Source organism: Streptomyces sp. L2 (genome assembly GCF_004124325.1).
Taxonomy (GTDB): Bacteria; Actinomycetota; Actinomycetes; order Streptomycetales; family Streptomycetaceae; genus Streptomyces.
Genome location: NZ_QBDT01000001.1, coordinates 864545 through 884043, shown reverse-complemented (window position 1 = coordinate 884043; position 19499 = coordinate 864545). Strand labels below are relative to the sequence as shown.

The following is a 19499-nucleotide window of genomic DNA, read 5'->3' as shown; positions in this document are numbered from 1 at the left end:
CGGCCCGGCGGGGAGAGGCAGTGGGCGCGGGGCCGGGAGCGCCCCGCGCCCACTGTGCGGCGCCGGAGAAGCGCCGGACGCCTCGCTACTCCCCTGGTGCGCGCAGGCTGATCGGAGTCCGGACCCGTGCCCCGTCCAGCACCGTGTGGTCGATGACGGGCCGGGGCCTGGGCGTGGCCGCGCTGAGAGCGATGGTGCCGCGGTCACTCAGTGCGGTCTGCCACTCGCCCGGCCGGGGTCGGCCACCGGGCTCCCCGGCAGCTTGCGAGAAGAGCCTGCGGACGGCGGCCTCCTGGCGGTCGTTCAGGCAGCCGGCGACGAGTTCGAGCTCCTTCCCCGGGGTGACATAGGGCTCCTGAGTGAGGATGCGGCCCGCCACGAGGGCCGTCTTGTAGGCGTCCGTGTCCACCGTTGCCTCCGTGGACGGCACCAGCGGATCGTTCCAGTCGGGAGTGGCGGCCTGGGCCTGCACGGCCGCGTGTCCCGTGCGGCGGAAGCCGTCACAGTCCAGGAAGTGGACGGCGCTGCCCCGATCGAGGGACCACAGGATGTTGGCCTGTGAGATGTCGCCGATCACGAGCCCGGCGCTGTGGAACCAACTGATGGCCTCCACACAGGCCAGAGCCACGGCCCTGCGCTGTTCCGGTGCCGGCTGCGCCACCTCCTGCCACGCCACCCTGGGCGGTCGTATCAGGTACTGGAGCTCGAGAAGCTTCGTGGACCCGGCGGCTGTACGCCATGTCATGTCAGTGGGGGCGCGCCTCATCAGGAAGCCGAGTGTCCGCCCCCGGTCGACCACTCGGCAGAGCGGCCAGGCAGCGAGAGAATCCAGGCGTCCGCGGTCGGAGTGGCCGAGGCTCTGCCGGAACGCGACCAGGTCCGCCAGAGCACTGCCGTTGACCTTGGACGGATCCTTGTACTCCTTGAAAAGCACCGCCCCGTCGCCCAGGGCGTGCACATCACCCTGGCCGCCACTGCCGACCCGGTCACCCAGCGCGAGCGACGCGCGGGCGACGTCCGCACCGTCCTCCGCGCTCATGCGTCCCCTTCCCACACGCAGATGACGGTGCGGTCGTCGTCGTAGGACTTGGCCCGCGTCTGGGCCTGCCACAGGAAGTCGGACAGCGAGGGGATCTCAGGGCCGCCCCAGGCGTCGGCGAGGTGGCGGGCGAACTCCGGATCCTTCTGGGTCAGTGGATTGGTGACGCCGTCGGTGCCGAGGAGGAGTATCTCGCCCGGGACGGTCTGGAACCGGTTGCACTTGACGCTGCGGTAGGCATGCGGAAGTGCCTCGGTGCGGGTGTCGAGGAGATTGTCCTCACCGACCGGGCTGCCGTGTTCCCAGCGGCCGCCGCGCAGTCTGAAGAGACCGCCGTCGCCCACGCTGAAGACGGCACGCTCGCGGATGCCGACGTCCGTCGGGATCAGCAGAACGTGCAGTGTGGTGGCCTGGTCCTGGGCGAGATGCAGTTCGCCGACCGCGCCGGCGATCGCCTTGTTGGCGATCGCCCGGAGCTCTCCGTCGTCCTGAGCGCTCAGCGCCGCATGGATGCTCTCCGCCTCCCGGTCGAGGTGGACGGCGGTCTGGCGAGTGACGCGGTATGAACCGAGGTGGGACGACTTGGCGGATCCCAGACCGTCGGCCACCGCGAGCAGGAGCAGTTCGGCTTCCGGGGGACCGATACGCGTCACCGTCATGGCGTCCTGACGGCAGCTGCCCTCCCAGTTGTGGGAGTCACCGCGGATCGAGGCGGCCCGGACTGTGAGAGGTCCCGTCTGTGCTCCGTCCAGCACGACAGCGGGCGTGAATGCCGCGAACCCGTCCCCGTCCCGGACACCGGGACAGGACAGGGGATGCGACGGGTAGCTGGGGGGACGGTCGCCGACGTGCTGGGGCACTCCGCGCGGCCTCTCGCCGGTGGCCTCCGCGGAGTCCACGAAGGACACCGGCGTCCGCGGGGCGGGCGGCCCCGCCGATCCCGCACGGGAGATCGTCTCGTGTGCGACGGCCCAGGGCGGCAGGGTGGCGTAGTACGCGTCGGCGTCGTCGCCGTCCGAAGCGGGAGCGGAACGCACCGCGTCCCGCTCTGCGCCGGGGAAGTCCTCGTGGTTCACCGGGCCGCTCACAGCTTGTCCAGGGAAAGGCTGGTGAAGCCGGGCACCTGCTCGTCGACCTGGAGCTGGAAGCCCTCACCGCCCTGGGCGGCCATGCTCGTCGCGGAGTTGACGATGGACCGGGTGAGACTGGAGGCGAACTCACGCAGTGCCATGGCCGGGGACACGGAGTTGTCCTGTTGGAGGAACGCCTTGAAGTTGGCCACCTCCGTGATGGTCGCGGTGTCGGCGTCGCTGATCCCGAAGGCGATGATCTTCGGCGCGTACCGGAAGGAGTTGAGTTCCTTGAGGTCGGTGCGCCATCCCTCGTCCGTGGGGATGCCGTCGGAGAGGAAGAAGACGACCGGCCGGTACACGTCGTGGCCGTCGGCCTTCAGCTTCGTGACGTCCTGCTCGATGGTGCTCTTCAGCAGACGGAAGGCGGCTCCGAAGGAGGTGACTCCGCCTGCCGACAGGGACGGCAGCTGCGTGAGCTCGCTCAGGTCGGTGAGCGGCTGAAGCACGGAAGCCTGTGTGGAGAAGCCGATCAGCGCGAAACGGGTCTTGTCCGCGACGCTCGGATTGGTGCTGATCTCGTGGTGCAGGTCCGGCAGGGCCGAGTTGATGGCGTCCACGCCACCTCCGGCCATGGAACCCGACTCGTCACACACCATGTAGAAGGGCAGGATCTGCATGGGAATCTCCTGAGCGGAAGTGAGGGCGTCGCCCTCAGCGGGTGTAGAAGTAGATCTCCAGGTCGGCCGCCCCGGAGGCGCCGCCGTTCCAGAAGTCGCGTGTCGTCGCGTCGCGGAACATGTCAGCGCGCGCGGCGTGCAGTGATCTGTTGATCTCGCGCGCGTACGCCTGACCGTCAGCGGGTTCCCGGGCCTGGCCGAAGGTGAGTACGAAGGCCGCTTCGCGCCCCTTGAACCGGGTTGTGGCGGCGCGCAGTTCCTTCACCATCCGCGCGGTGTCACCTGCCGCCGCCGTCACGTGGAGCTTCACCGGCTTGCGCTCCACCGACCGTGGTCCCGTCGGTGTCGGACGCGGACCGGGCGACGGCTTGGCGTCGGCCGAGAGGGAAGGGCGAGCGGCGGCCCGGGCGGCCAGTGGGTCTCCGCGGTCGCCCATGGACACCAGCGCGAGAACGAGCAGCATGTCGGCGAAGAGCCACCCGGCCAGGTGCAAGGGGTTGAACCTGGTGGTCTGCTTGCGCGGGCTCACCGTGCCGATCCGATGCCGGCCCGCAGCTCCTGCGCCTGCCGCAGCTCGTCCTCCGCGCGTCGTTGGGCCGCCTCGGCGCCGGCCCGTGCCGCCTTCGCCTCCGCCCGAGCCGCAGTCGCGTCGGCCCGCGCGTCCTCCGTCTCACCGAGTGCGAGCACCAGGGCGTCCGTGACGCTTGCGAAGCGGTCGGCCGCATCGTGCAGTGCCCGGCTACGGGCCTCGATGCCGAGCAGGGCCTCACGCGAGATCTCCGCGGCCTCGCTGGACCGCGCGGCCACCGCGCCGAGGTCGCTGAGCAGCCTGCCGTTCACGTCCGAGACCACCTCGATACCGGTGGTGAACCCCCGCTGGGAGGCCGCCAGCACCGTCAGGGAGTCCTCGACCTGCTGAGCGGCGTCGGACAGAGCGCTGCGGACGTTCTCCCCGTTCGTGCCGACCATCGACTCCAGTCGGTCCGCGGCGCCGGCGAGGATGTCACGCATCGCGTCACCAGTGGCCCGCAGATCTTCCAATGCTCTGTCGAGCACGCTGGTCTGCCCGCTGACGGCGTCGGTGAGGTTCTGTCCCGCCCGGCTCAAGGGATCGGCGAGGTTCTGCACGGCCGTCTGGATGGCCGTACCGCTGTCCCGGACGGTCTCCTCGACCTGCTTCACCACTTGCTCGATCGGCCGCACGTACGCCTCGGCCTGGGAAAGACGCTGTTCCGCCTTGTCCATGGCCTCACCCACGAGTTCCGCGGCACGAGTGAGCTGTTCCTGCGTGGCGATGGCCTTCGAGTGCATCCGCTGCAGTCGCCCGGCCGCCGAGTTGAGCTCCGCCGCGAAACGCTGAGGAGACGCGAAACGGTGCCGGTTGAGGCACAGCTGCGCCCGCGTGAGAACCGGGGCGAGGCGGGCGAGAACCGCCCGAGACCGACGCTGATGCCGCTCCTCCCGGCGCTCGGCGGCGGTACGACGGTAACCGTGGACAGCGGTGAGGAGGAACAGCATCCCCAGGGTCAGACACCCTGCCACGGCCACGTGTCCGAATCTGAAGGTGTCACTCAGGTGGCCGTCGAACCCGGCCTGCCACAGCTGCAGGAACGGCCGGCCCGCTGCCCTGGGGTCGTCACCGGTGAGTGCTCCGTACGCGCTCGAGGCCTGCCAGAGACCGAACCAGGTGAAGAGCAGGGGCAGGAAGACCAGTGCTCCGAGAACCCAGTCCAAGAAGGAGTCGAACCGCCCCCCGCGGCCGTCTTCCGTGTTCTCGGCGAGGCACTCGGGCCGCGCGAAATGCCCCATGAGGTCGAGATCGGCCCATGGATCGAGTGCCTCCGGGTCGTCGGAGTCCAGTGCCTGCGCGAGCGATCGTAGATCGTCGGCGCGTGGCGCGAGCAATGGCTCCTGCGCCATGTCGTCGAGGTGACGCGCCGTCACCCCGCTGTCGAGTCGTGTCCCCGCGACCATTCCCCACCCCTGCCCGTGACACCGGGCTCTTCTGCGGTTCCAGGCGTGATGAGGGCGGCATTACGAGGCCGCGTGAACCCCCGCCACGCAGAACATGCCGGGGAGACCTTCACATCTCCTTCACCAGCCGCGCAATAATAGACGAAGATCACAAGGATGAGGCAGCGTGGCGTGAAGAGTTCACGCGGATCAATGATCTGGGGCGGGTTGCGTTGAGCGGTGACGGCAGGCAGCGGACGTACATCCAGCTGGGCCGGGGGGCGCCGCTCGTGCGGCCCGACGCGGGGGCGGCACAGGAGCAGGCTCGTCCCGTGGATCTCACCCGGCAGTCGTCGCCGGTTCGGATCACCGGCCGCGGCATCCTGAAGGTGAACCTCAACTGGTCGGTCACCTCCGAGGCCGACCTCGATCTGGGCTGCATGGTCCTCACCCGTGACGGGGCCGGTGCGGCGGTGCAGCCGCTCGGCGATGAGCGGGGACGCCTTGACGCCTGGCCCTACGTCGCCGTCGACCAGGACGACCGGACCGGCGAGACCTCCGACGGGGAAACCGTCCGCGTCAACCTCGAACACCGGCGCGAGTTCACGAGGCTCCTCGTCTACGTGTACCTCTACGAGGGTGCCGCCGACTTCCGGACACTCGGAGGAGTCGTCACCGTCGGCGCGCCGAGCGGTACCTGGCGCATCCGTCTTGACGACTCCCCGACCGGTGCCACCGCATGCGCCATCGCCCTGCTGACCCAGGGAAGCGAAGGGCTCGACCTTCACCGTGAGGTCCGCTGGTTCACCGCGACAGCCCGGCTGTCGAATCAAGAGCTCATCGATCGGCGGTACGGCTTCGGTTTCGACTGGGTTCCGGGCAGCAAGCCGCCGTTGTGAGCCGTCGAAGCCCCATGCGTCACCCGTAGTGCTCCTCCCGGTAGACCCCGTCGGCCTCGACACCGGCGCCCCAGTCGCCGAAGCCCGTGTTGCCCAGTTCCAGGTTGACGACGAAGGAACCGGCGGCGGCGAGGGTGATCCTGAACGGGGCGTCGTCATCGTCGGGGGAGTTGTTCACGGCCAGGAGGGGGAACTCCGGGGTCGCGAGGGCACGTTCGTCGGCGAGGAGGATGACGGTGCTGTCGGGCCAGCCCTCGTCGTCGTGTCCGATCCGCGCCTGGATCCGGTCCGCGGTGAAGTTCGCGTAGCGGGGATGGTCGATGACCGTGATCGTCTCGTACCGCCCCGGCCTGCGCTCCAGGACCTGGAGCAGGCGCGCCCACTCGTCGGGCTGCTCGAAGGACGTCCGCACCAGGAGGGGACCGGCGGCCTCCTCGATCGTGGGGGAGTCCGGCTCGGGCTCGGCGCCCGTACCCTCACCGGGAATGACCTGGATGAGGAAGCGGGGCTTCCTGCCTTCCACCGACCGGTCGCCGGCGTGGACGCGGATCAGGTAGGGCCCCGCTCCCGCGGTGGCGAGGTTCTCCTTGCGGACGGGTTCGTATCCGCTGTCGCACAGGGCGAGGAAGCCGGTCGTGGAGACGACGGTGATCTCCTCGACCTCGTCCCAGCCGTCCTCCGCTCCCGGGTCCTGTCCGGCGTAGAGGGTGACGACGGGGTTCTCCAGGGCGTTTCCGGCGTCGATGTGCAGCCAGTCCTTCTCGGCGGTCAGGAACCCGCGCCCGCGCGGCTGCTTGCCGGCGTCGGGATCCATGACGGCCAGGTCACCCCACTCCTTCATCCTGATCGGCCGGGTACGGCCCTGAAGGAGAGGCCAGGTGGAACGCGGCATGGAGAACCCCCATCGTCCTTGCGGTGTCGCCCGGTCACGTCGTGCGGTGCGCCAGTGTGGCAGGCGCGCCGCCGGTGCTACTTGATGTGGACGAAGTAGCCGTCGCCGTTGAGGACGCGCTGGCTCTTGTAGAAGCCGCCGAGGCGGGAACCGGCACTGCGGTTGTCACCGGCGGAGATGATCCGGGTGCTGCCCCGGTGCGGGTTGCCGCCCTCCTTGCTCGCGGCGAACGGGTACTCGTCGCAGTCGTACTTCCTGGGGTCGGGGTTGTGCACGTGCGCGCACATGGCCCGGCGGTGGGCGGCGATGGTCCTGCTGTCGGTGATGCGGTGCAGCGGTGTCGAGGCGCCCGGGTGTCCCGCGATCCTGCGCTGAGCGTCGAGGATGTGGTTGGCGGACTGCCTCACCTTCGCGTCGCTCCGGGAGAGGGTGAAGACGGGCGGGAACGACGGGAAGACGCAGCCCGGGTTCTTGGTGCGCTTCGTGGGACCCCAGAAGGTGTCGTCGCAGCGGTATTTGGCGGACTTGTAGGCGAAGCCGCCCGGCGTGTACCCGGCCTTGGTGAAGGTGAACCGGTACGAGGCGGGGCCGGCTATCAGCTTCTTCTTCGCCACCCTGGCGGCGTAGCCGACGCTTCCCTTGTGGGCCGGGCCGAGGGTGGACCCCTGCGGGAACTTGACCGCGGTCTTGACGCCCCTGCCGCCGCCGACGGAGACATGGACGCGTACGCCGCCGGCGTTGACGAGGGAGGCCTTGCCAACCGTGAAGCTCTCCGCCCACTTGAGCTTGCTGGTCTTCAGCGTCATGGAGTGCTTGATGGTGAACGTGGCCGAGCCGACCGGCCTGCCGTTCCGGGTCAGGTCGACGCGCGCCGCGATGTCCAGGCACATGCTGGTGCGGGTGACCGTGAGGGTGTTGAGCCGGCAACGCGCCGCCGCGGCCGTACCGGTGTAGGCGGTCCTGACGGCCGGCGCCCGGTCGACGGTGATGCCGTACGTCGCCGGCGCGGCCTGCGCGGTCGCGGTGCCGATCCCGCCGAGGACGAGCGTGGCGAGAGCTGTCCCGACGGCGGCGTTTCTGTGCACGCTGATCCGCATGCTGTGTCCCCTCGTTGGTGGTGGGACGGCACCGCATTACGGCTGCCGTCCGCGAGGTGGTCACAGTAGGCGTCTCAACTTGCTTCTATTTGTGGTTAGTTGGTGAAATCCGCGGTTTCGGACAAGCCGGTTTCCGCCCAGCCGGGCACGACGCCCGGGGCCGCGTGTGTGCCCGGATCACAGGTTGTGCTGGAGCGACCCTTCGCGGGGGTGGCCACCCGCTGTGCGGGTGGGTGACGCACCGGCCAGCGTTGCCCTCTCCGCGGATCAGGCGGTCGGGAAGTATTGGCCTGAAGAAGACCGTCAGTGAGTGGGGCGACTGCCGCCGCCCGTTTGCGGGGCGCCCGGTCCCCGTGCCCGTCGGTCACCGCGAGCAGGTGTGTGAGGCGGAGGCGTCAGCGCCCGGGTGCCCCCGCGCGGAGCCCGTCCATCACCAGGTCCAGAAGGCGGGTGGCGCGCTCCTGCCAGTCGTCGTCCGGGGGCAGCATCCACAGGCCGGAGATGGCGAGGACGAAGTCGTCGCCGGTGACGCCGGGGCGGATGGCGCCGGCGTCCTCGCAGGCGCGGAGGAGGAGTTCGGCGGCGGACGTCAGGGGGGTGGGGGCCGGCCGGCCGGGGCTGCCCGGGCCGGTGGTGGCCTGGCGGATCGCCTCGGCGAGGCCCGCCTTGGTCATCGCGAAGCGGGCGAGCCGGTCCATCCACTCGCGCAGGGCCCGGTCCGGTTCCCGGTGCGCCAGCAGGCAGGCCGCGCTGTCGGCGACCTGCTGCATCTCGTGCCGGTAGATCTCCAGGACGAGGGCCTCGCGGTTGGGGAAGTTGCGGTAGAACGTGCCCTGACCGACACCCGCCTTCCGGGCGATCAGGCTGAGCGGCGCGTCCGCGCAGCGGGTCAGCTCGGCCAGCGCCACCTCCAGGATGCGCTCGCGGTTGCGCTGCGCGTCCGAGCGCAGGGGAGCGTCCTTGCCCGCACCCATTCGTCCTCCCCTCGGGTGTCCCGGAGGTCCCGCTCTTGCTAAGCGGACAGGTGTCCGGTAGGTTTTCGCGATACCGGACAGCTGTCCGGTTGACCCCCATCCTAGCGGTGGGCAGCGCTTTTCCGCCATGCGCGGGTCCTCCGGCGCCCGGCGCCGCGCGCGCCCCCCGATGTGACCCGACGCGTTCCGACCCCATGCCGACCGCTCTGAGCGTTCCTTCCCCGTGTGCTCCCCACCCGCGTGTCCCGGATACACGAAAGAAGCTGATCATGGCACCCTCGACGTCCAGCGCCGTCACCCTGAAGATCAACGGCGAGAAGTACCCGCTGACCGTCGACCACCGCACCACCCTCCTCGACGCCCTGCGCGAGCGGCTCGATCTCACCGGCAGCAAGAAGGGCTGCGACCACGGCCAGTGCGGCGCCTGCACCGTCCTGATCGACGGGCGCCGGTCGCTGTCCTGTCTGAATCTCGCCGTCGCGGCCGAGGGACGTGAGGTCACCACCGTCGAAGGGCTCGCACGCGGCGAGGAGTTGCACCCGGTGCAGCAGGCCTTCCTCGACCTCGACGGCTACCAGTGCGGCTACTGCACGCCCGGACAGATCTGTTCGGCGGTCGCGGTGATCGAGGAGCACGCGGCCGGCTGGCCGAGCGCCGTCACCGACGACGTCCGCCCCGAGGCCGGGCCACCACCGCTCAGCCCCGAGGAGATCCGGGAACGGATGAGCGGCAACCTGTGCCGCTGCGCCGCCTACATGTCCATCGTCCAGGCGGTCTCCCGCGCGGCGGACGCGGAGGCGACGGCATGAAGGAGTTCGCCTACCAGCGCGCCGGTGACGTCTCCGGCGCCGTCGCCCTCCTCGGCGCCGACCCGGACGCACGCTTCCTCGGCGGCGGCACCAACCTCGTCGACCTGATGAAGGCCGGCGTCGAACGCCCCGCCCGCCTCGTGGACGTCCGCGAACTGCCCCTGGACCACATCGAGTCCACCCCGGACGGCGGGCTGCGCATCGGCGCCACCGTCACCAACAGCGACCTCGCCGCCCACCCCGAGATCCGCCGCCGCTACCCGCTGCTCACCCAGGCCGTCCTTGCCGGCGCCTCCGGGCAGCTGCGCAACATGGCCACCGTCGGCGGCAACCTGCTCCAGCGCACCCGCTGCGGCTACTTCACCGACGTGACCAAGCCCTGCAACAAGCGGGTCCCCGGCAGCGGTTGCCCCGCCCTGGAGGGCGAGCACCACAACCACGCCATCCTCGGCGCCTCCGACCACTGCGTCGCCGTACACCCCTCGGACATGGGCGTGGCACTGGCCGCGCTCGACGCCGTCGTCCACTACGAGACCGCCGACGGCCCCGGTGAGTCGCCGCTCGACGGCTTCTACCCGCCCGTCGGAGACACCCCGCACCGGGAGACCGTCCTGCCGCCGGGCGCCCTGATCACGGGCGTCACCCTGCCGCCCGCCCCGGTCGCCGCCCGCTCCCGCTACCGCAAGGTCCGCGAACGCGCCTCGTACGCCTTCGCGATCGGCTCGGTCGCCGCCGCGCTCGACGTCGACGACGGCGTCGTACGCGAGGTGCGGCTCGCCCTCGGCGCGGTCGCCTCCCGGCCCTGGCGGGCCCGCGCCGCCGAACGCGTCCTGACCGGGGCACCGGCCGGCGCCGACACCTTCGCCGCCGCCGCGGACGCCGAACTGGCCGCCGCCCGGCCGCTGCGCGACAACACGTACAAGGTGACGCTGATGCGCAACCTCGTGGTGGCCGTGCTCACCGAACTCGCCGAGGAGGCCGCCCGATGACCACCACCACGACCGGCACCGCGACACCCACCGGCACCACCCCCCAGGCCACGACGCTGCCCGGTGTCGTCGGCACCGCCCATACCCGGGTCGAGGGCCGCGACAAGGTCACCGGCGCGGCCCGCTACGCCGGGGAGATCCCGTTCGCCGACCTCGCGTTCGGCTGGCTGGTGCTGTCCACCGTCGCCCGCGGCCGCATCACGTCCGTCGACACCGAACCCGTCCTCGCCATGCCCGGCGTGCGCGCCGTCCTGCACCACGGCAACGCCCCGCGCGTCGAGACCCAGTACATGGGCATGATGGGCCCGCCGGACCCGACCTCGACCGTCTTCCAGAACGACCGCGTGCCGCATCTCGGCTGGCCGGTGGCGCTCGTCGTCGCCGAGACCTCCGAACAGGCCCGCGAGGCCGCCGAGTCACTCGTCGTCCACTACGAACAACAGCCGCACGACACCGACTTCTCCGGGGACCGCCCCGAGGCGCGCGCGGCCGACGGTGTCCTGCCCGGCGTGACGGAGAAGGGCGACCTGGAGGCCGAACTCGCCGCCTCCACGCACGTCGTGGACGCCGAGTACACCACCCCCGAAGAGCACCACAGCATGATGGAGCCGCACGCCGCGACCGCCCGCTGGGACGGCGACCGGCTCGAACTCGTCGACTCCAACCAGGGCACCACTTGGGTGCAGGGCGAACTCTCCAAGATGTTCTCCCTCGACCCGAGCGCGGTCCGGGTGCGCTCCGAGCACATCGGCGGCGGCTTCGGCAGCAAGGGGCTGCGCGCCCACCAGGTCGCCGCGGTGATGGCGGCCCGTGTCCTCGAACGCCCGGTACGCGTCGTCCTGACCCGCCGTCAGATGTTCACGCTCACCGGCTACCGCAGCCCCACCGCGCAGCGCCTGAGGCTGGGCGCCGACGCCGACGGACGGCTGCGTGCGGTGGAGCACCGCTCCGTGAACCAGACCTCGACCGTGCACCAGTTCGTCGAGCCGAGCGCCGGCGTCCCCCGGGTGATGTACGACGCCGCCGCCCACCACACGGCCAACCTTGTCGTCCCCCTGGACGTGCCGACCCCGACCTTCATGCGGGCGCCCGGCGAGGCACCCGGCTCGTTCGCGCTGGAGTCGGCGCTCGACGAACTCGCCGAGAAATGCGGCCTGGACCCGATCGAACTGCGCGTGCGCAACGAACCCGACCGGGGACCGGTCTCCGGGCTGCCGTTCAGCACCCGCAACCTGCTCGGCTGCTTCCACGAGGGCGCCCGCAGGTTCGGCTGGGCCGACCGCGACCCGCGCCCCGCCGTGCGCCGCGACGGCCGCTGGCTCCTCGGCACCGGGGTGGCGGGCGCCTCCTTCCACTCGGGGGCCGGCCCGTCGACGGCGCTGGCCACGGCGGAGCCGGACGGCACGTTCACCGTGCGGATCGCCGCCGCCGACATCGGCACCGGCGCCCGTACGGCGCTCACCCTCATCGCCGCCGACGCCCTCCGGGTGCCCGTGGACCGCGTACGAGTGCGCATCGGCGACAGCGACTTCGGCCCCGCCATGCTCGCCGGCGGCTCGATGGGCACCCGCTCCTGGGCGTGGGCCATCAACGCCGCGGCCGGGGAACTGCGCGAACGGCTCGCGCTCGGCACCGACGTCCCGCCCGAGGGCATCACCGTCCGCTCCGACACCACCGCGGCCCTCGGCGCCCTCGCGCAGAAGGAACGCCACTCCTACGGCGCGCAGTTCGCCGAGGTCGCCGTGGACCCCGCGACCGGCGAGGTCCGGGTCCGCCGGATGCTCGGCGTCTTCGCGGCCGGCCGGATCGTCAACCCGCTCACCGCCCGCAACCAGCTCGTCGGCGGCATGATCTGGGGCATCTCCATGGCCCTGCACGAGGAGGCGGTCCGGGACCGGGCCACCGGCGGCCTCTACGCGGCCGACCTCGCCGGCTACCACGTCGCCACCCACGCCGACGTGCAGTCCGTCGAGGCCGACTGGATCGACGACCCCGACCCAGAGGACCCGGTCGGCATCAAGGGCGTCGGCGAGGTCGGCATCGTGGGCGCCGCCGCGGCCGTCGCCAACGCCGTCTGGCACGCGACCGGCGTACGCCACCGCCACCTGCCCATCCGCCCCGACCGGGTACTGCGGGCCCAGGGAGCCGGAGCCCCGCGTGCTTGACCTCGCCGACGAGCTGCGCGACTGGCTGGCGGACGGCCGGGAGTTCGCGGTGGCCACCGTGGTCGCCGTCGGCGGCAGCGCGCCGCGCGGCCCCGGCGCCGCCCTCGCCGTCGACAGCGACGGCACGGTCATCGGCTCGGTCTCCGGCGGCTGCGTGGAGGGAGCGGTCTACGACATGTGCCGGGAGGCACTGGCCGACGGCCGCACCGTGGTCGAACGCTTCGGCTACAGCGACGAGGACGCCTTCGCCGTGGGCCTCACCTGCGGCGGAGTCCTCGACATCATGGTCACCCCGCTCGGCGCCTCCGCCCCCGCCCGGGACGTCCTCCGTACGGCGATGACGGCAGCCGCCTCCGGCCGGCCGGCCGCCGTCGCCCGCGTCGTACGGGGCCCGGCCGGACTCCTCGGCCGCGCCCTGTACGTGGGCCCCGACGGGGCGTACGACGGCGGGTTCGGCGGACAGTCCGGGCTGGACCGCGCGGCCGCGGAGCGGGCCCGCGCCCTGCTGGACCTGGGCCGCACCGGCACGGTGGAGATCGCGGAGGACGGCAGCCACTGCCCGGGCGGACTCACCCTGCTCGTCGAGTCCAGCGTGCCCCCGCCCCACATGATCGTCTTCGGGGCGGTCGACTTCGCCGTGGCCCTGGTGCGGGCCGGGAAGTTCCTCGGCTACCGCGTCACCGTCTGCGACGCCCGCCCCGTCTTCGCCACCCGGGCCCGCTTCCCGGACGCCGACGAGGTCGTCGTCGACTGGCCGCACCGCTACCTGCGCCGCACCGGGACCGACGCCCGCACCGTGCTGTGCGTCCTCACCCACGACGCCAAGTTCGACGTACCCCTGCTGAAGGAGGCGCTGCGCGGGCCGGCCGCGTTCGTCGGTGCCATGGGCTCCCGCCGCACCCACGCCGACCGCGAACGGCGGCTGCGCGAGGTCGGCGTGAGCGAGACCGAACTGGCGCGGCTCAGGTCGCCCATCGGCCTCGACCTCGGCGCCCGCACACCCGAGGAGACGGCCCTGTCCATCGCCGCGGAGATCGTCGCGGCCCGCCGCGGCGGCACCGGCACCCCGCTCACCGGCGCGGACACACCGATCCACCGGGACGGAGGGGACCGGGGGACCGCTTCGGCCGCGTGACACCCACCCACCCGTGTCCGGCCGGTGGCGATCTGAGATTCGCCGTGCCGGGTGGTGGCGGGCCTGAGATCCGGCAGGGTGGTCGGTGGCGGGCCTGAGACCCTGCGGACTGGCTGGTGGCGGGCCCGAGACGCGGCGGGCCGGTGGGTGGCGGCCGAGAGCCGCCGTGCCGGCTGGTGGCGGGCCCGAGGCCCGGCGGGCCGGTCGGTGGCGGTCTGAAGTCGACCTGTGTCGGGCGGCGGCGGCCTGAGACCTCGCCGTGCCGGTCTGTGGCGGCCTGAACGGGGCGTCCGTGCCGTACGTATCACCCCGGCGTGGGAGGATCGCTCGCGATGAGCGTGTCGGCGGCCGTGCGGAGCCTGCGGGCCGCGGTGTTCGCCGCGGTGTGCGTGCTGCTGGCCGCCGCCGGGCACGGGCTCGCGATGGGGGATCTGCCGCCGCTGTGGGCCGACGGGGCCGGGTTCCTCGCCGTGTCCGCGGTGTGCTGGCTGCTCGGCGGACGTGAGCGGTCGCTCGCCGGGATCGGGGCGGCCATGCTGCTCACGCAGGCGGGGCTGCACGTCGCCTTCGACGCGGCGTCCCGGATCAGCGCAGCGGCCCACGCCGGGGCGGGCATGTCCGGCCGTTCCATGGGCGATTCCGTCATGGCCGGCCACATGATGCCGGGGATGGGGACGCCGGCCGCGCACACCGGCCACGCGGTCACCGCCCATGCCCTCACCGGGCACGCCTCCGCCGCCCATCTGCTCGCCGCCCTCCTCGCCTCCTGGCTGCTGCGGCGCGGTGAGGCCGCGCTGTGGGCGTTGCTGCGGCGGGCCGGCCGGCTCGTGCCCGGGCTCGTCGCCTGGTGGCGGGACGCACCGCTGCCCGAGAGCGACAGGCGGGCCGTTGGTACGCCCGACGGACCGGCGCCGTACCGTCCGGCCCTGCTCCGGCACGCGGTGAGTCGTCGTGGGCCCCCGGTGACGGTGGCGTAGCCGAACCGACCACCCGCACACGTCACCCGTACGGAGATCCACTCACCCATGTCCCAGTCCATCAGCACCACCCTGCGCCGTGCCGGCACTGTCACCGCCCTGGCCGCGGCGGGGCTGTTCGCCGCCGCCGGGGTCGCCTCCGCGCACGTCACCGTCCACCCGGAGAGCTACGCGAAGGGGGCCACCGACGGCGTACTCACCTTCCGCGTCCCCAACGAGGAGGACTCCGCCTCCACCACCAAGGTGCAGGTCTTCCTGCCCACCGACCACCCGGTCCTCGGCGTCCTGGTCCACCCGCAGGACGGCTGGACGGCCAAGGTGACCACCGCCAAGCTGAAGAAGCCGGTCAAGACCGACGACGGCACCATCACCGACGCCGTCTCCGAGATCACCTGGACCGGCGGGAAGATCGGCGCCGGACAGTACGAGGACTTCGACGTCGCCTTCGGCCAACTGCCCGACGACACCGGCACGCTGACGTTCAAGACGCTGCAGACCTACTCCGACGGCAAGGTCGTCCGCTGGATCGAGGAGCCGGCCGGAGGAGAGGAGCCGGAGAACCCCGCACCGGCGCTGAAGCTCACGGCCGGGGCGGGCGGGGCCGGTTCGGCAGCCTCCACGGGTGGGCCGGAGAGCACCTCGAAGGCCGGTGACGGCACGACGGCCAAGGCCGCCGCGGCGAGTGACTCCACCGCACGCGGGCTCGGCATCGCCGGGCTGGTCGTCGGCGCGCTGGGGCTTGCCGCCGCCGGGTTCGCGGTCGTCCGAGGCCGCGGGGGGCGAGCCTAGCGGGCGGATGGCACGAGTAAAGGGGGCGGGCCCGGCATGAACGGGCCCGCCCCCTCGTCGTGCTCAGCGGGCCCCCGTGAGCCGGCCCGCACCCTCCGTCGTACTCAGCGGGCCGCCGGCTCCAGGACCGCCGTCGGCTCGGAAGCCGCGCGCTCGGGATCCGGCCGTTCGGCGACTGCGGCCGCGGCCGCGGCCGTGACCCCCACCGCCGTCCGTGCGGTGCGGCGCAGCCACAGCACGTCCCGGCCGAACGACCACACCAGCGAGGCCAGTGACAGCGCCACGACGGTCAGGTTCGCCGCGTACGGCAGGAGTTGGGATCCGGCGAGCAGGAGGCAGATGCCCTGGAGCGCGGCGACCGTCTTGCGGGCGAAGGAGGGCGGAAGCGGGGCGTTCAGCCACGGAGCGACACGGGCGGCGGCGACGAACGCGTAGCGCATGCCGCCGATCAGCAGTACCCACACGCCCAGTTGCGTGGACACGTACACGCTGAGCACCAGGATCAGGAACGCGTCGACCTCCATGTCGAACCGGGCGCCCAGCGCGGTCGACGTACCGGTGCGGCGGGCCACCTTGCCGTCGACGCCGTCCAGGAGCAGGGCCACGGCGGTCAGGGCCACCAGCAGGGTGACCGGCGGCGAGCCGTCGAAGGAGTCGGCGACCAGCGCCGTCACCCCGCCGACCAGCGTGGCCCGGCCGAGCGTGACCCGGTTCGCGGGCCCGAAGGAACTCAGCCGGGAGCGGTGCACGGCGCGGGAGAGGACCGCCCAGGTCGCGACCGCGAAGACCAGGCCGGTCAGCCAGCCCGCCGGGCCCAGCCCGATCGCCGCGCCGAGCAGGGCCAGCAGCAGGATCTGGATGCCCGCTCCCACAGCGGTCTCCTGCTGGAGCCTCGCGTCAAACGTGTTGTTCAGGGCCACCGCTCACCCTCCGGCCGAGTGACAGAGTCGATCAACGCCGCGTACTGTGCGCGGCCTGTGCACATCTCGGTACGTGAACCACTTCCCGATCGTTCAGGAGGATGCCGATGAACCGTGCGGCACGCGCGTTCTGGCTGCGCTCACCGGGCCACGGCGAGATCCGCGACGTCACCCTCGCGGCGCCCGGCCCGGACGAGGTGCTGGTGCGCACCCTGTACTCCGGCGTCAGCCGCGGCACCGAGACGCTGGTCTTCGACGGCCGCGTCCCCGGCAGCCAGCACACCGCGATGCGGGCACCGTTCCAGGAGGGCGACTTCCCCGGTCCGGTGAAGTACGGCTACCTGAACGTCGGCGTGGTCGAGGAGGGGCCGGCCGCGCTGGCCGGCCGTACCGTCTTCTGCCTGTACCCGCACCAGAGCCGCTACGTCGTCCCGGCCGGCGCCGTCACCGTCGTGCCGGAGCGGGTGCCGGCCCGGCGGGCCGTGCTCGCCGGCACCGTGGAGACCGCCGTGAACGCGCTGTGGGACGCCCGGCCGCAGATCGGCGACCGGATCGCGGTGGTCGGCGGCGGCATGATCGGCTGCTCGGTCGCCGCGCTGCTGGCCCGCTTCCCGGGCCTCAGACTGCAGCTCGTCGACGCCGACCCGGCCCGCGCCCGCACCGCCGAGGCCCTCGGCGTCGACTTCGCCACGCCCGCCGACGCGCTCGGCGACTGCGACCTCGTCGTGCACGCCAGCGCCACCGAAGCCGGACTCACCCGCTCCCTGGAACTCCTCGCCGCCGAGGGCACGGTCGTCGAACTCAGCTGGTACGGCGACCGGCGCGTCACCCTGCCGCTGGGCGAGGCCTTCCACTCGCGCCGGCTGACCGTACGCGCCAGCCAGGTCGGCACCGTCTCCCCGGCCGCCCGCCCCGGACGCGGCTACGCCGAACGCATGGCCCTCGCCCTGGACCTGCTCGCCGACCCCGCGCTGGACGCCCTCGTCACCGGCGAGAGCGCCTTCGAGGAACTGCCGGACGTCATGCCGAGGCTCGCCGCCGGCGAGCTCCCCGCCCTGTGCCACCGCATCGGCTACGGCGACCCGGCCTGACCTGAGAAAAGTTGGTGCCCCGGGGCTGAACACGGGGAAGCGAAGAGCCGTACTACACGGCATCCCCCGGCAGGGAACCGCCGGGGCACCAGACGCGCCGCACCTGGAGGGTCGTCCGTTGTTCAGCATCACCGTCCGCGATCACATCATGATCGCCCACAGCTTTCACGGCGAGGTGTTCGGACCCGCGCAGCGACTGCACGGCGCCACGTTCCTCGTGGACGCCACCTTCCGCCGCGAACAGCTGGACGAGGACAACATCGTCGTCGACATCGGCCTGGCCACCCAGGAACTGGGGGCGGTCGTCGCCGAGCTGAACTACCGCAACCTCGACAGCGAACCGGACTTCGCCGGGATCAACACGTCCACGGAGTTCCTGGCCAAGGTCATCGCCGACCGGCTCGCCGCCCGCGTCCACCGCGGCGCCCTCGGGGAGGGTGCCAAGGGCCTCGCGGGGATCACCGTCACCCTGCACGAGTCGCACGTCGCCTGGGCGAGTTACGAGCGTGGCCTGTGACCGACAGCATCGTGGAGAAGCCGCGGCGGCTCGCCTACGTGCCCGCGCAGAACGGCGCCCCGGCGGGCGACGCGGGTGCCGAGGCCGCCGCCGGGCAGCCCACCGCCCCTGGGACCCTGTTGGGAAACGCCTCCGGGACCGCCCCTGGCACCCCTTCCGGGACCGCCTCCGAGAACGTCGGGATCATCCCCATGTCCCTGCGCACCGTGCACTTCGTCATGCCCGGCGGTGTCGACGACCAGACCGCGCCCAGCGGCGGCAACGCCTACGACCGCCGGGTCTGCCTCGACCTGCCCGGCTTCGGCTGGCAGGTCACCCGGCACGCCGTGCCCGGCGGCTGGCCGCGTCCCTCCCAGGCCGACCGCGAGGCCCTCGGCCGTACGCTGCGGGAGCTGCCCGATGACGCGGTCGTCCTGGTCGACGGCCTGGTCGCCTGCGGGGTCCCCGAGATCGTCGCCCCCGAGGCCGAGCGGCTGCGGCTCGCCGTGCTGGTGCACCTGCCGCTCGGCGACGAGACCGGCCTCGCCCCGGCCGTCGCCGCCGACCTCGACGCCCGCGAACGCGCGGTGCTGCGCGCGGCCCCCGCCGTGATCGCCACCAGCGACTGGGCCGTACGCCGGCTCGTCTCCCACCACGGCCTCGCCCCGCGGCGCGTCCACGTGGCCGCGCCCGGCGCGGACATCGCGCCGCTCGCCCCCGGCACCGACGGGGTGTCCCGGCTGCTGTGCGTCGCGAGCGTCACCCCGCGCAAGGGGCAGCACCGGCTGGTGGAGGCGCTGGCGGCGGTACGGGACCTGCCGTGGACGTGCGAGTGCGTGGGCGGCCTCGGCCACGACCCCGCGTACGTCGCCCGACTGCGCTACCAGATCGCCCGGCACGGTCTCAGCGGCCGGCTGCGGCTGACCGGCCCCCGCTCGGGCGCCGACCTCGACGCCAGCTACGCCGCCGCCGACCTGATGGTCCTCGCCTCCTACGCCGAGACCTACGGCATGGCGGTCACCGAGGCCCTCGCCCGCGGCATCCCCGTCCTCGCGACCGACGTCGGGGGCGTGCCCGAGGCGGTCGGCCGCGCCCCCGACGGCGGGGTCCCCGGCATCCTCGTCCCGCCGGAGGACCCCGCTGCCCTCGCCGCCGAACTGCGCGGCTGGTTCGGCGAGGCCGACGTACGCCGCCGCCTCAAGGCCGCCGCCCGCGACCGCCGCGCCGCCCTCGACGGCTGGGCCACCACCGCCCGCAGCCTGGCCGGAGTCCTCCAACGACTCCCCGAAGCACCGAGGAGCGCGGCATGAGGCACACGAGACCGGCAACCGGCCAGGTCCCGACCCAGCCGGGCCCGAGCGCGGCGGAGTTCACCCGGGACACCGGGGGAGAGGCACCCGAGAGGGATGCCGGCTCCGGCGCCGCCGGGACGCTCTCGGCAAGCGGCACGGGTGAGTCGGCGCCCGGTGGCGACGCGGGCGGGTCGGTGGCCGGTGGCGGTGCCGCTCAGTCCGTGGCCGGTGG

At 72.6% G+C, this 19499-nt stretch carries 19 protein-coding genes; 10 read left to right on the top strand and 9 right to left on the bottom strand.

From position 1 onward, the window contains the following. Window positions 1-85 precede the first annotated feature (85 nt). Genes DBP14_RS03935 through DBP14_RS03915 form a run of 5 tightly spaced genes read right to left on the bottom strand, consistent with a single transcriptional unit; the run spans window position 86 to window position 4709 of the window. Entirely contained in the window at window positions 86-1039 is a 954-nt protein-coding gene (locus DBP14_RS03935; protein ID WP_129305652.1) for a hypothetical protein, read from the bottom strand. Further along, on the bottom strand, window positions 1036-2127 hold the full coding sequence (locus tag DBP14_RS03930) for a protein phosphatase 2C domain-containing protein (RefSeq protein WP_129305651.1): 1092 nt from the start codon (window positions 2125-2127) through the stop codon (window positions 1036-1038). Before DBP14_RS03930 ends, DBP14_RS03935 begins: the two co-directional genes overlap by 4 nt. After that, window positions 2124-2789, bottom strand: a complete 666-nt coding sequence (locus DBP14_RS03925; protein ID WP_129305650.1) for a VWA domain-containing protein — start codon at window positions 2787-2789, stop codon at window positions 2124-2126. The genes DBP14_RS03930 and DBP14_RS03925 overlap by 4 nt, the downstream gene beginning before the upstream one ends. Window positions 2790-2823: 34 nt before the next feature. After that, window positions 2824-3318 (bottom strand): hypothetical protein, encoded by a 495-nt coding sequence (locus DBP14_RS03920; RefSeq protein WP_129305649.1) that lies wholly within the window; start codon window positions 3316-3318, stop codon window positions 2824-2826. Then, a complete protein-coding gene (locus tag DBP14_RS03915) occupies window positions 3315-4709 on the bottom strand; it encodes a hypothetical protein (RefSeq protein ID WP_241740792.1) in 1395 nt (464 codons plus the stop codon). Before DBP14_RS03915 ends, DBP14_RS03920 begins: the two co-directional genes overlap by 4 nt. A gap of 365 nt (window positions 4710-5074) precedes the next feature. On the opposite strand from DBP14_RS03915, the gene DBP14_RS03910 reads away from it, so the two are divergent. Next, window positions 5075-5641, top strand: a complete 567-nt coding sequence (locus DBP14_RS03910) for a tellurium resistance protein (RefSeq protein WP_241740791.1) — start codon at window positions 5075-5077, stop codon at window positions 5639-5641. Window positions 5642-5660: 19 nt separating this feature from the next. Here DBP14_RS03910 and DBP14_RS03905 read toward each other — a convergent pair whose 3' ends face one another. The 3 genes from DBP14_RS03905 to DBP14_RS03895 all read right to left on the bottom strand — a co-directional run bounded on the left by DBP14_RS03905 (window position 5661) and on the right by DBP14_RS03895 (window position 8604). After that, entirely contained in the window at window positions 5661-6533 is an 873-nt protein-coding gene (locus DBP14_RS03905) for a hypothetical protein (protein WP_129305647.1), read from the bottom strand. Between the two features lie 77 nt (window positions 6534-6610). Further along, window positions 6611-7630 carry a NucA/NucB deoxyribonuclease domain-containing protein gene (locus DBP14_RS03900; protein WP_129305646.1) on the bottom strand — a complete coding sequence of 340 codons (1020 nt, stop codon included), beginning with the start codon at window positions 7628-7630 and terminating at the stop codon, window positions 6611-6613. A 395-nt stretch (window positions 7631-8025) separates the two neighbouring features. Beyond that, window positions 8026-8604 carry a TetR/AcrR family transcriptional regulator gene (locus tag DBP14_RS03895; RefSeq protein ID WP_129305645.1) on the bottom strand — a complete coding sequence of 193 codons (579 nt, stop codon included), beginning with the start codon at window positions 8602-8604 and terminating at the stop codon, window positions 8026-8028. Between the two features lie 269 nt (window positions 8605-8873). Between DBP14_RS03895 and DBP14_RS03890 the strand changes: the two genes are divergently transcribed. From DBP14_RS03890 to DBP14_RS03865, 6 genes are all read left to right on the top strand, one after another. Continuing rightward, the gene (locus tag DBP14_RS03890; protein WP_129305644.1) at window positions 8874-9413 is read left to right on the top strand and encodes a 2Fe-2S iron-sulfur cluster-binding protein; all 540 of its coding nucleotides are present in this window, start codon (window positions 8874-8876) and stop codon (window positions 9411-9413) included. Then, window positions 9410-10402: a xanthine dehydrogenase family protein subunit M gene (locus DBP14_RS03885; protein WP_129305643.1), complete on the top strand. Its 993-nt coding sequence runs from the start codon at window positions 9410-9412 to the stop codon at window positions 10400-10402. Before DBP14_RS03890 ends, DBP14_RS03885 begins: the two co-directional genes overlap by 4 nt. Further along, window positions 10399-12567: a xanthine dehydrogenase family protein molybdopterin-binding subunit gene (locus tag DBP14_RS03880; protein ID WP_129305642.1), complete on the top strand. Its 2169-nt coding sequence runs from the start codon at window positions 10399-10401 to the stop codon at window positions 12565-12567. Before DBP14_RS03885 ends, DBP14_RS03880 begins: the two co-directional genes overlap by 4 nt. Beyond that, window positions 12560-13702, top strand: coding sequence for an XdhC/CoxI family protein (locus tag DBP14_RS03875; RefSeq protein WP_129305641.1), 1143 nt, complete (start codon window positions 12560-12562; stop codon window positions 13700-13702). Before DBP14_RS03880 ends, DBP14_RS03875 begins: the two co-directional genes overlap by 8 nt. Window positions 13703-14034: 332 nt before the next feature. Beyond that, a complete protein-coding gene (locus DBP14_RS03870; protein WP_129305640.1) occupies window positions 14035-14679 on the top strand; it encodes a hypothetical protein in 645 nt (214 codons plus the stop codon). A gap of 48 nt (window positions 14680-14727) precedes the next feature. Then, on the top strand, window positions 14728-15468 hold the full coding sequence (locus DBP14_RS03865) for a YcnI family protein (RefSeq protein ID WP_129305639.1): 741 nt from the start codon (window positions 14728-14730) through the stop codon (window positions 15466-15468). A 104-nt stretch (window positions 15469-15572) separates the two neighbouring features. On the opposite strand, the gene DBP14_RS03860 is transcribed toward DBP14_RS03865, so the two are convergent. After that, a complete protein-coding gene (locus DBP14_RS03860; protein WP_129305638.1) occupies window positions 15573-16388 on the bottom strand; it encodes a CDP-alcohol phosphatidyltransferase family protein in 816 nt (271 codons plus the stop codon). A gap of 107 nt (window positions 16389-16495) precedes the next feature. On the opposite strand from DBP14_RS03860, the gene DBP14_RS03855 reads away from it, so the two are divergent. From DBP14_RS03855 to DBP14_RS03845, 3 genes are all read left to right on the top strand, one after another. Next, window positions 16496-17479, top strand: a complete 984-nt coding sequence (locus tag DBP14_RS03855; RefSeq protein ID WP_129305637.1) for a zinc-binding alcohol dehydrogenase — start codon at window positions 16496-16498, stop codon at window positions 17477-17479. 118 nt (window positions 17480-17597) lie between these two features. Next, on the top strand, window positions 17598-17996 hold the full coding sequence (locus tag DBP14_RS03850; protein ID WP_129305636.1) for a 6-carboxytetrahydropterin synthase: 399 nt from the start codon (window positions 17598-17600) through the stop codon (window positions 17994-17996). 119 nt (window positions 17997-18115) lie between these two features. Further along, window positions 18116-19285, top strand: a complete 1170-nt coding sequence (locus DBP14_RS03845) for a glycosyltransferase family 4 protein (protein ID WP_241741162.1) — start codon at window positions 18116-18118, stop codon at window positions 19283-19285. Window positions 19286-19499 lie beyond the last annotated feature (214 nt).